The 12,185-nt window shown below is 44.9% G+C and carries 7 protein-coding genes; 4 read left to right on the forward strand and 3 right to left on the reverse strand.

Going from position 1 to position 12,185, the window contains the following annotated elements; all coding sequences use genetic code 11:
• Window positions 1-67 precede the first annotated feature (67 nt).
• Window positions 68-1,150: a 3-deoxy-7-phosphoheptulonate synthase gene (locus ACFI32_RS12205; RefSeq protein ID WP_462626872.1), complete on the reverse strand. Its 1,083-nt coding sequence runs from the start codon at window positions 1,148-1,150 to the stop codon at window positions 68-70.
• 392 nt (window positions 1,151-1,542) lie between these two features.
• Here ACFI32_RS12205 and lpxB point away from each other — a divergent pair, with 392 nt between their 5' ends.
• On the forward strand, window positions 1,543-2,829 hold the full coding sequence (gene lpxB / locus ACFI32_RS12210) for a lipid-A-disaccharide synthase (protein ID WP_462626928.1): 1,287 nt from the start codon (window positions 1,543-1,545) through the stop codon (window positions 2,827-2,829).
• Window positions 2,830-2,857: 28 nt separating this feature from the next.
• Entirely contained in the window at window positions 2,858-3,721 is an 864-nt protein-coding gene (locus ACFI32_RS12215; RefSeq protein ID WP_462626873.1) for a ribonuclease HII, read from the forward strand.
• A gap of 47 nt (window positions 3,722-3,768) precedes the next feature.
• Here ACFI32_RS12215 and ACFI32_RS12220 read toward each other — a convergent pair whose 3' ends face one another.
• The gene (locus ACFI32_RS12220; protein ID WP_462626874.1) at window positions 3,769-8,412 is read right to left on the reverse strand and encodes an AAA domain-containing protein; all 4,644 of its coding nucleotides are present in this window, start codon (window positions 8,410-8,412) and stop codon (window positions 3,769-3,771) included.
• 376 nt (window positions 8,413-8,788) lie between these two features.
• Between ACFI32_RS12220 and ACFI32_RS12225 the strand changes: the two genes are divergently transcribed.
• A complete protein-coding gene (locus tag ACFI32_RS12225) occupies window positions 8,789-10,027 on the forward strand; it encodes a spore germination YkwD domain-containing protein (RefSeq protein ID WP_462626875.1) in 1,239 nt (412 codons plus the stop codon).
• A gap of 100 nt (window positions 10,028-10,127) precedes the next feature.
• Here ACFI32_RS12225 and ACFI32_RS12230 read toward each other — a convergent pair whose 3' ends face one another.
• Window positions 10,128-10,757 (reverse strand): DUF924 family protein, encoded by a 630-nt coding sequence (locus tag ACFI32_RS12230; protein ID WP_462626876.1) that lies wholly within the window; start codon window positions 10,755-10,757, stop codon window positions 10,128-10,130.
• A 140-nt stretch (window positions 10,758-10,897) separates the two neighbouring features.
• Between ACFI32_RS12230 and ACFI32_RS12235 the strand changes: the two genes are divergently transcribed.
• Window positions 10,898-12,079 carry a carboxynorspermidine decarboxylase gene (locus tag ACFI32_RS12235; protein ID WP_462626877.1) on the forward strand — a complete coding sequence of 394 codons (1,182 nt, stop codon included), beginning with the start codon at window positions 10,898-10,900 and terminating at the stop codon, window positions 12,077-12,079.
• The last annotated feature ends 106 nt before the right edge of the window (window positions 12,080-12,185 follow it).

The raw sequence follows: 12,185 nt of genomic DNA on the forward strand, positions 1-12,185 counted from the left end.
TCGATGGGCTTTTTTATGTTAGATGGTTAATAGCAATGAGTATTAAACATCATCGCTATGATTGTAATTAGCGGTTAGGCAAGACGTCTTTGATGGTATCACGTAATTTATGTAATGCAGTGACGGTGCTATCCCAGTCGAGGCAGCCATCTGTGATCGACATGCCATACTCTAGCTTGCTCAAGTCGCTGGTTAGGTTTTGGCGACCGCCTTTTAAGTGACTCTCAATCATCATGCCAATGATCGACTTATTGCCATTTTCGATCTGTTCAGCGACGTTCTGAATGACCATCGGCTGCAAGTAGGGATCTTTGCCTGAGTTGGCATGGCTTGAGTCAATCATGATTTTGCAGTTGGTTTTGCCTTTTTCTAGCTCGTTTTCTGCTTGCGATACTGCAGTTTCATCGTAGTTTGGCTTGCCGTTACCACCACGTAATACCACGTGTGCGTAAGGGTTCCCTTTGGATTTGATGATGGAGACTTTACCATCTGATGACAAGCCTAAGAAGCTGTGACCGGCTTTGACCGCTTGCATGGCATTTACAGCTACGGTCATGCCGCCGTCTGTACCATTTTTAAAACCAACAGGACAGGACAGACCTGAGCTCATCTCACGGTGAGTTTGGCTTTCGGTGGTACGAGCGCCAATGGCTGACCAGCTGATTAAATCCTGCATGTACTGCGGGGTATTGGGATCGAGGGCTTCAGTGGCACAAGGCAAACCTTTCTCGTTCAAATCCAGCAGCAGCTTACGAGCGGTGCGCAGGCCTTTTTCGATATCAAAGCTGTCGTTCATGTCAGGATCATTGATCAAGCCTTTCCAGCCGACTGTGGTACGCGGCTTTTCAAAATACACACGCATCACCACAAAAATAGTGTCTTCGACTTCTTTTGCCAACACAGCCAAGCGATCGGCATATTCGTGGGCGGCTTTAATATCGTGAATAGAACAAGGACCAATTACCACAAACAGACGTTTGTCTTTACCATCCAAAATATTTTGGATGGTTTGACGGCCTTGCAAAACGGTATGATACGCTTGCTCTGAAAGGGGTAGTTCTTGTTTTAGTTCGTCGGGTGTAATAAGGGGGATGAATTTTTCAATATTCACGTCATCAATGTCTGCGTTATGAGTAGCTGGTATAGTCATGATTATACATCGTCTAGCTAATTTATAGGAGCATTCATTATGCGGACAAAAGCATGGGTTGACAAGGGCAGTCGCCCAGTTAATTGACTGATTACTGGAATGTCAAAACCAAAATTTTGTTATACTTGCCCGTACTTTGGGCGCTGGACGCCGGTATTACTGTTTTCTGACAACTGATTTGTCAGCACTGATAGTGATGATTGAGGAAATTAAATATCGATTTGATCTCAGTTATTGTCTAAATTGGTCGGGTTTACAGTGACTCTTCCGGCTTGGTCTGAGTCAATGCCTGTTATTTTTAGTAGGCAGTGCTGCTATACTGGTGTGTTTTACGATTCATTTTATCTGATTTATATTGAGAGTTTGTCATGACTATTTCTGCTACAGACCTTATGTCCATGACGCCAGAGGGCATTGCAGATACGCTGCATGAGGCAGGAACGCCTTTGGTGATTGGCATTGTGGCGGGTGAGGTGTCAGGAGACAGTCTAGGTGCAGACTTTATGCAGCAGATGAATACGCTTCGTGATGACATCATCTGGGTGGGGGTTGGTGGTACGCAAATGCAGGCACAAGGGTTGCAAAGCATTTTTCCGTTATCGCGACTGGCGGTGATGGGATTGGTTGAGGTATTGTCCCAATTGTCCGATTTGTTTAAAGCGCGCCGCGAGTTGCTGACAGCTTTTGCTGCTGCGGATATCGACTGGTTTGTCGGTATTGATGCGCCTGACTTTAATTTGCGTGTGGCGAAAAAACTCAAACCCAAAGGTATCTTTTGTGTGCAATACGTCAGTCCTTCGATTTGGGCATGGCGTGAGTCACGTATTCATGGTATTAAGGCTGCAACTGACTTGATACTGTGCCTGTTTCCGTTTGAGCTGCCTGTCTATCAACGCCACAACCATCCTGCCATCTGTGTGGGGCACCCGCTACTGCACAGCATCAATCAATATTTGGTCGATACACCGACCAATCAGCTGCGTAGTGATCTGGTGTGGCACAATGACGGACTGCAGCAGTTTTTTATCGAGCGTTTTGATGATGTCAGTCAGTTGATCTGTGTGATGCCAGGCTCACGCCGTAGTGAAATTAATGCCATATTGCCACGTATGCTTGATGGCATTCAGCGGTTACTGCTGCTTGACCCAAAGCTGTGTTTTATTATCCCAACCGTAGATCAAAACCATCAGTACATCGTGCAAGATGTGATTGATAAGTGTTCAGAGCAGCTGCGCGCCGCGATTGTGGTGGTTTATGATGACAGTCAGACTGACTTTAGCCAGCAAGCGATGGCCGCCTCCGATATCGTGATGCTGGCCTCAGGGACGGCCACGCTAGAAGCGTTATTGCTGGAGCGGCCGATGGTAGTGGTGTATCAGCTTAATCAGCTGACCTATCAAATCGCCAAGCGTCTGGTAAAGGTACCTTATGTGGCATTGCCTAATATCTTGGCAAGCGACTTCATTGTACCAGAGTTGATTCAGGATCAGGCAAGTGGAGAAAATATCTGCCGTACGATCATGCGTTTGCTGCAGCCGCGCGCCTATACAGAGCAGCTGACCGCACTTGTCGAAACCAAGCTCATGCTGCAACAACAAAGCAACCATCGTCCTGCCGATAGCGTGATTGAGCAGTGGTTTTTGCAACATTATCAGCAGCAGATTGAATATATTGACTAACTCAAGCATGAAAGAGCACAGTATAGCTATGAATGATCAGCAGACTCACCGCATCACCTCGACAGCAGAACGCGTATCATTGCAGCATCATGTCGATCATATCGATGTGAAAGGACAATACCTAAACTTAGCCGCCACGATCACGTTGACAGGCGCGCTATCAAGCTGTTTGAGCGACGCTGTGTTGTTGTTTAACACCGCCGATCAGCAGGCTCAGCCGCTACAAATTGGCGTCGATGAGGCAGGACGCGGGCCGCTACTGGGTAGTGTAACAGTAGCTGCTGCTATTCTACCGCCTGCGTGGTCAGGGCTTATCGAGGATGCGCCGCTCGATCAAACACCACTGACCATTTTGACTGATTCCAAAAAACTGAGTGAAAAAAAACGCGACCAGCTTTTCCCCTTGGTAAGCGAGCATGCATTGGGATATGTGATTGCAGATATTCCTGCTGCTGTGATCGATCAAATCAATATTTTACAGGCGACCATGCTGGGCATGCGTTTGTGTACGGAGCGGTTATTAACAGCGGCCGCGCCTCAAATGGCGAATGGGGCGGCGTGGCAAGTACTGTTTGATGGAAACCGTTGTCCTGATATAGATGAGGCGCTACTGAATCAAAATGGTATTGTATGTGGCGACATTGATATGCAGGCATGGGTCAAAGGCGATGCCCGTCATACCAGTATTGCGGCGGCCAGTATCCTCGCCAAAGTCAGCCGCGATCAGACCATGTATCAGCTTGCCGAGCAGTATCCGCTATATGGTATCGCTAAGCATAAAGGCTATCCAACGGCTGCGCATATGCAAGCGATTGCTGACCACGGCGTGTTACCTGAGCACCGCCGCAGCTTTGGGCCAGTTAAACGCGCGCTTGATGGCGCAAATACATAAATTTTCTCACTTTCAAACGATTCATGTTAAACGTGTTAAGCCCATTATCATGATAACAGGCAAGTCGTATTCGCATCAGCCATAGGTTCGTCGTCAGTTACGGACTCTGCAAGCGCTTGTATCTGACGAGTCTCAGTATATAAGCGACTTGGAGCGTGAGCATGTGGTATAGGATGAATATGTAACCGAGTGAGCTCAGCCAAAAGCTCTGTAACGACAGTTTCTTTGTGCAATACAAAAGTAGAGGCAAAGCAGCGCCAAAATGTCCAGCCTGCTCTTTCAAGAATGCGTTGACGATGCATGTCGCTTGGCCACTTATCAGGACCGTGATACTGGTCGCCATCACACTCGATAGCCAGACTGTTGTCATTTTCTCCTTCTACAACCATATCAATGCGATACTGTCCGACTGGCACTTGCGGTATCACGCGATAGCCGTGCTCAACCAGAATATCAAACACTTCGGTTTCAAAAGCAGATTCACATTGACTACGTAAATCTTCGACTTGTGCGTTATCCTGAAGAAATGGCTGCTGGAAATGTTGTATCAGTTTGGCTCTATACATATCTGCTGGGCTTAATTCATCCAGATTAATACTACGAACCAAATACATTCTATCTCGCGCACGTGAAGCGGCAACATTGATTCTTTGTGCAAATGACGTTCTGGTTAAAGCATGAGCGTCTCCTGGCGCAACCACTAATGATAAAAATATGATGTCTTTTTCTTTACCTTGAAAAGTGCGTGCATCGCCGCAAGCGATATCAAACTCTGTGATAACCTTCTCACCCAGCTCACGGCTTAGCATCTCCATAATCAAGCGTGCTTGTTCGTTACCTAAGAGAGAAATCACACCAATGCTTCTGCCTTTGTAATCAGCATCTTCCACGATAGCCTTGATCTCATCAAGGATGAATTGTGCTTCAGAGGGATTGGTTTTTCTATGATTTCTAAAGCCATCAGTGACATATATATCCACAAGTGGTGGGTCTAAGCGCTCGGAGGGTTTGGACTTACGTAAAGGCTTTAGTTCATGATCATAAAATTCACGTTTTGAAAACTCAATAATGGGTGCTGCACAGCGAAAGTGCTCTCTTAGCATGACTGAACTATCAGCAAAAACCACCTTAAATAGATCATATATTGAGCGTTCGGGTGACATTTGTGATTGATACAATTTGACTTGATTGGCGAGATGCTGACCCATTAGATCTTTGATTTTGTCTTCATCCAGACCGATCCCATCTGGAGAGACTTGTTTGTCATCTCCAACCACCAAGACTTTTTTGGCGCGCATCAATGCAGGCAGTGCCGTCAAATCAGATTGTGAAGCTTCATCAATAATGACTAAATCAAAGCTGCCAAAACTGGCTGGAAGCGACTCGCTGATACGATAATGGGGCATAATCCAACATGGTATCGCAGCGCTGGCTTGTTCAGATGCTTCCTGAGCCTCCCTACGGTAACGAGGTGCGCGTTTACCTGTGCCCTTACCGATACGGACAATAGCCGCTCTATATTGCTCAAGCGCAGCTCTAACAGTAGGCGTGGCGTTTTCTGCAAGATGTAACCACGTTCTTTGTGTAATGACATCCTGATACAACTTAGATAAATGCTGTTCCAGTTCGCGTCTTTTACGGTTGAGTCCGCGCAGCTCTTGTCTGGCATCAATGTCTTCAACAAAGCTGACCAATCTGCTCAAGCGCCAAATTTCTCGCCAATTATCTGGCAGAAGTGTTTCTTGGTGATCAGAAACAGGTTGTTCTCGCAGCATCTTGGCCCAGAGGACAGCACCTGATTGTTCGATTTTTTCTGTGACAGTATGAACCTGATTAAAATCATCTGACAAACTATGAATATGACTAAGCTCAGTCATTAAGCTGAGCCATTGCGCGGTAATATCTTCATTGGCACCACCTTCATTTCCAAGATCGTCTTTGACAAAGGCAGCTATCTTGTCAATAATCGGGCCTGAGCTATTAGCTACTGCTTCATGAAGAGTGGCTTTTAAGATATCAGTTGTGTTCAAGGTGTGCTTGGTCAATAGCTGTTTTAGTGTGTGGATAATAGGTGTTAGGGTTAACAAGGTATGGTTATTTTGGCGGCTCGCCTGCCATGTTGGCAACAGGCGCTGCAGCGTGGTTTGAATGTCTAGTTCAAGTAAATAATTGGCGTGAATGGCCTCTATAGATTGAATGATTACTGACAGCTCTTTGTAGCTATCCGCACTTGGGGTTACGGTTGGTAGCGACAGCTCAGGTGCTAATGCATTCCAACGTGTCATTAACGATTTTGCCAGTGCCCTAAACTCAATCAATGCCAATACATGTTGCCAATCTTCTGTACCAGTCACGTTAGTACCCAGCACAGTGACACACGCCAGCTGTTTCTTTTCTGCCGCTTTACCAAACAGGCCTGCCAAACCAAATGGCTTTTTGTCTTCGGCCAAATTTTTAACAGCGTTTGCCAGATCTGGATTATTGTCAAATTCATCAGAAATAGTGACTGGTTTAGTGATAAAAATAGTACGCTGAGTCAGTTGTGCTTTGATCTCTTCTTTAAGTGTCAAAAAATGACCAAATAGCTCGGTTTTATGATCGGCATACAAGTGCTTTTGTAATGATGATGCCCAAGTAAGATTGGCATCAGATATCTCCTGTATTTGATATTTTAATTGCTCAGTTTTTAAAACCAAATTTTCGACAGCTTTGATGGTATCAGGGTTATTGTCTACCAAGCGGGGCAGTCTGCCATCATTTTCAGCCTGTTCTAACTCATCGATATGTATTAAATTTTGATGTAAGGTAACGACTTCGGTCGCGGTTGGAAAATCATCAAATGCAGGCAGGTGCTGATGTAAATAGATTAAATTATCTTTAATGTTGAGTCTGGCTTCTCTTAGCCCAGAGATGTCTGAGTTAGAAAATTGCGGCTTAAATATATCTTCTATCCCCAGTTTATCAGGAAACCAGCTGATCATTTCTTGTTGTAGCGCCACTGTTTTTGCTGCATCAAGCGGGGTTATCACTTCATCATCAAGGATCACGTTTTCTAGATTTACTTGACCCCAATAAGCGATGTCAGTATCTGTTTTGGATAGCTGTGCATGAGTCACATCAATCGTATCATCAAGATGATCGATGGATGATTGATATTGCTTACGATCTATACTAGACACTTCACTCGATATCTTTCTTATTGCAGTTTCAAACTGTTTAATAGATTCGTTTTCACTACTCAGTAGGCTGACGGCAAGTGGTTGAATACTCTCAGGCAATTTTTCTTTGAGTACCGACAGAGCAGGTTCTTTCATAGAGGTCACTAATACTCTTTTGCCTGAAGCAAGATAGTGACAAATCACGTTTGCAATCGTATGTGTTTTTCCTGTACCAGGAGGACCTTGCACCACCACACCATCATAAGCTTGGAGCATCTGAATGATACGAACCTGTTCATCGTTATAAGCTTTAGGGAAATATAGATCATTAGGCTTACCAAAATCATCAGACTGACCTACTACAGCCGAAATACCGCGATAGTGGGGCAGTGCAATGACTTTATTCTCTGTGTCAGGTTCTGTCAGGATTGCTGCCAGTGCATTGGGTATGGTTGTTGAGGCTGAGTCGCTTGTGAGTTGCTCGTTAAATTTTTCTAGGTCTTGCAACAAAAAATTGTCACTTCTTGGGCGAGCTATCAAGACCCAAGTATCCGTGATGACTAAGTGAGACGTTGCTTTAGGAAGCTTTCTGTTATTTTCGTCATGATCACTTATCTGATTTGGCCAATACTTACCAGATGGGTCTAATAAAGAAGCCGCTGTATTTAATATAGGAGAGTAAGTGCTGGTTTTAAAAGGATTAAATGTAATATCATCACTATTGAAAAATACTTTTTTCGTGTCTATCAAGGTCACCAAATTGGGGTTTTCTGAAGAAGAAAAAGCCTCTGTCTCAAGCTTAACGGATCCCATACTCGGTTTGATACTCAATGCCATGGTGTTCTTGTCTAATGATATCTCTACGACCTGAGTAAGCAGTGGGTATTTAATACGATTTGTATCCGTTCTATTCCATAGCGCGACACCAACTCCCCATACCAGCTCAAGTTTGGCATCCGCTAAATTACCTTGTAGGTCTTTAGACAATAAAAACAAATCGCCGTAGAGCTTGATACTTTTACGTATCTGTTTTTCTTGTTCTAGCCAAGGTTTCCATATGTTTTGAATATAATCTTCTAAAGCCTGTTCTACATTTTTTTTGTCAAAAAAAGTACTCAAGTTACAATAAATTGAATCGCTGTCTGCTGAAACAAAAGTAGACTCAAAGTGGTCTGTGGTATCGGACAAGGTTTGTGGGAATGTCACACCTGCATTCAATAAGTCTGATGTGAGTATTTTGGTTTTAAGCGTTGGCAGTTCACTAAATACTTGGGTAAAACTAAGCCATACCCGTAATAGATGGTTTTTTGGTAACGGTGCATGGCTTTCGTGCAGACGCTCGATACGAAGCCACGTCTCTTCTTCTGTATCCATACTTTGGTTAAAAGTCACACCAGGTAAATGTAAAAGTTGCTCTTCTGTACGTACAAAATCCGTATGTTGAGACAGATGGGTTAGTGGCTTTTTATTAATAAGTAAGGTTTGTTGGGTAAATTTTATTAACGCAGACAGTCTTTCTTGTTGAAGGATCATATTATCTTCCAGTGAGTATTACGGATAGAATACAGTGAGAGGGTCATTTATACATGGGGTATATGCGCTTGCTTAGGTAAGTATGCTTTAGAATACCTGTGATTATTGGTTTGAATGATTAAAAAATAATAAACATAAGTAGCTTATTACAACTCGAAGGTATAAACAATATTAAGCACGACCTGTACACCGAAAAAACCATCCATACATCATATGAGACCACCGATAGTTAAATATAAAATGTAGTGATATTAATGCTTTACATTACAATAAGTTATAGTAATATTGAAAAAGCTTCGATAGGTTTTAACCCATGTGATTGATGTTGAGCAACGGCATCATTTTCTTTGATCTTGATATGACAAAAGGGTGATTTATGACTATGATACCGCCAAGGAAAGGCCTTACTTCCATCCTGTTTGCCGCACTATTCGTTGCAGGTTGTGGTGGGGGTGGATCAGACGGGACTACCGCAAGTCCGCAAGCGCCGCAAAATCCACCAACTGCACCCACAACACCTGCTGAGCCAGATCGCACTGAGCAGCCTGATGAGTTAAATGTGGGTTTACCTCAAGTTGACAATCAAGTCGACATCAGTAGTGTTCAAAGTCAAAACTATCCGCAAGCGGCGCTGGCAGGTTCTAATACCCTCAGCTTAGCCCGTCAAAGCTGTGGTCTTAGCGGCTTAAGTAATAATGAGGCGCTAGGTCAAATTGCCACTCAGCATGCGCTATATATACAGCATGTGTTTGCCAACAGCACTCCGAATTTTTTTAACGCCCATACTGAAGGTAGTATCGCTGGCATTGAGTCTGTGACAGGGAATAACAATCCTTTTTTCACTGGTGTCAGCTTTCAGGAGCGCTTGTTAGAGGCGGCCTATCCAGATTTAAGATATGGCGTGGTAGAAAACATCGTACAAACCAACTCTTTTGACTCTTCAGGTAAAATAACCTCACCAGAGTTTGCTGCTCAAGCCATGGCAAAATCGCTGCTGGCCGCGCCTTATCATTTAAAATCATTGGTTCTACCGTATCTGAGCCAAACAGGATCAGGAATGGTGGCTTACACACCATTTGGTAAAGATGCCAATACCAACCAAGGCTATGTGTTTGTTAACACCTCATCAGGATCAGCAGACAGCGTAGACAATCGTATTACCGCTACTGATGGTGTGCTGACATATCCGTGCGCAGGTGTCACTGACACCAATACGGCACTATACAATGAGTCGCCAAGTCCTGTGGCCAATACGGGTCGCGACCTTGCCACTGACCCGATTGGCCAGCCTGTCTATATCCGTATACCGACAGCAGATAGCATTAAGGTCAGCAACATCAAATTTCATGACATTGAGCGCAACAGTGATGTGCCTGTTACACTAATTGATAGTGAGCAAGATCCCAATCCAAATACCAGCTATGCACTGGCACAAAATGAAGCCTTTATCCTGCCGATTACTGATGATTTAAGTAGCTGTACTGATACGCGTCTAAACCGCAGCAACTGCGGCTTGCATGGCAATACAGAATATGAGGTCAGCTTTGATATTATGGTTGACGGTAGCGACATGATGACCAAGCAGTTTACCTTTACGACAGGCGCGGTCAATTAAGTATTTAGCAAAAGGCGCAGTCTGTGAATCGTCACAGACTGCGCCTTTTGATCGGATAGCTACGTCACGGCACGCCACCAGAGTCAGATAGATATTTTTGTTAAAATGACGACTTGGGCTGCTGTAAAAAGGCTTTTTCCGCTGCCGTTGACTGACGGCCTAAGGTCTCATTACGATGCGGATATCGACCAAACTCATCAATAATGGCTTTGTGCTGATGAGCAAAATCAAGTGTCTGCACATCACCCAACTGTTCAAATAATTTTACATAATGTCCATGAACGGCCTTGGACTCAGAGTGCATAAAGGGTAGCAGCATAAACTTGCGCCACTGGGTGGGCAGCGCGGCAAAGTCAGGCTGACACACGGCCTCTTGTGCCAACACCAGCGCCATTTCATCATATCTATAAGCAGTGGCATCGTTGCGATTGAGATTGCGCGAAAACTGATCGATGACAATAATTTCTGCAAGACGTCCTGCAAGGTTGGCAACGTTGTCACCATCACCGCCAGCTGATCGCCGCCAGCTGGCACACATGCCGTTAACGGCTGTCTGCCAAAGATCGCCAAATTGATCGGCAATCTCTTGATCAAAGGTCACACTATCAGCAAACCAACAGGCCTCGTGCTCGGGGTCAAACCAAAAATTAAGCACCGCACATGCATCCGCTGGCAGGTGTGCCAGTTCAGGCCGCGTTAAAAACGTAGAATAATCAGGTGAAGTGGACATAAGCTATTCTAATTGTGATGGGTTTATACTACTATAGCGAAAATATTTTGGCGTGTCACAGCAGCTTGACAACTCGGTTATGTTGTACTGCGGACACGTCGATAGAAGCCATGCTTGTTACTGCTATTGGGTGATTTACAATGAAAAAATCTGCTACCGTCTCGACACCGCTTGCACCGACGCCTTATTATTTATTGGATGAAACGGCCATCGTGGCCAATCTAAAAGTTGTGGCGCGTTTGTGTGAGCTGTCTGGTGCAAAGGCGCTACTGGCGCTAAAGTGCTTTGCCACGTGGGGTGTGTTTGAGGCCATGAAGCCCTATTTGCATGGCACAACGTCATCATCGCTCAATGAAGTGCGTTTGGGTTACGAGACGTTTGGTGATAGCGAAGGCAAAGAGACGCACGCTTATAGTGTGGCTTATGGTGCTGACGAGATTGAGGAGGTGCTCAGCTACGCGGATAAAATTATCTTTAACTCGATCTCGCAGCTAGAGGCGTTCAAAGCACAAGCAGCCGCCAAAAATATCCCAGTTGGACTGCGTCTGAATCCAAAAACCAGCAATTCTTCATTTATCATTGCTGATCCAGCGCGCCCCTTTAGCCGATTGGGCGAGCATGACAAAGCGCGTATTCAAGCAGTATTGCCTGATATCACAGGTGTGATGATCCATAATAACTGTGAAAATGACAGCTTTGAGGCATTTAGCGCCAGCTTGGCCGATATTGAAGCGCGTTTTGGTGACGCGCTGGCTAAGCTTGAGTGGGTGAGCCTTGGTGGTGGCATTCATTTTATCGCCCCTGATTATCCGCTTGAACAGTTGGCTGAACGCTTAAAAGGCTTTAGCGAGAAGTATGGCGTACAGGTGTATTTGGAGCCTGGTGAAGCAAGCATTCATGGTGCAGGCGAGCTGGTCACCACCGTGCTTGACACCTTGCATAACGAAAAAAATCTGGCGGTGGTGGATGCGTCGATTGAAGCGCATATGCTGGACCTCTTGATTTATCGTGAATCGGCCCCCATTTCTGCTATTAACGGTAGCGCTAGGGCAGTGGCACCAGCGACCGCTGAGACGATTGATAACACCATTATTTATGGTCGCTCTTGTTTGGCGGGTGACATCTTTGGCGAATACGTTATCGACACACCGCTACAAGTGGGCGATACGGTGGCTTTTGGCAATGCGGCAGGGTATACCATGGTCAAGAAAAATTGGTTTAATGGCGTCAATATGCCTGCAATCGTGATTCGCCGCTTAGATGGCACTGTCACTGTGCAACGTCAGTTTGATTACCAAGATTATAAGGCAAGCTTGTCTTAATTTAATGATAGAAGGTTGGCTTTAGACGTTCGACGATAATCACGTCAGTGCCTGCGATAAGAACAGTAATTGTTGCCGAAAAGTGATAAAAACTTGTTATAATCGC

It is taken from the genome of Psychrobacter sp. PSi21 (genome assembly GCF_054960615.1).

Coding starts and splice junctions, on each gene's coding strand:
- ACFI32_RS12205 (WP_462626872.1), bottom strand. CDS start 1,150: ATGACTATACCAGCTACTCATAACGCAGACATTGATGACGTGAATATT.
- lpxB (WP_462626928.1), top strand. CDS start 1,543: ATGTCCATGACGCCAGAGGGCATTGCAGATACGCTGCATGAGGCAGGA.
- ACFI32_RS12215 (WP_462626873.1), top strand. CDS start 2,858: ATGAATGATCAGCAGACTCACCGCATCACCTCGACAGCAGAACGCGTA.
- ACFI32_RS12220 (WP_462626874.1), bottom strand. CDS start 8,412: ATGATCCTTCAACAAGAAAGACTGTCTGCGTTAATAAAATTTACCCAA.
- ACFI32_RS12225 (WP_462626875.1), top strand. CDS start 8,789: ATGACTATGATACCGCCAAGGAAAGGCCTTACTTCCATCCTGTTTGCC.
- ACFI32_RS12230 (WP_462626876.1), bottom strand. CDS start 10,757: ATGTCCACTTCACCTGATTATTCTACGTTTTTAACGCGGCCTGAACTG.
- ACFI32_RS12235 (WP_462626877.1), top strand. CDS start 10,898: ATGAAAAAATCTGCTACCGTCTCGACACCGCTTGCACCGACGCCTTAT.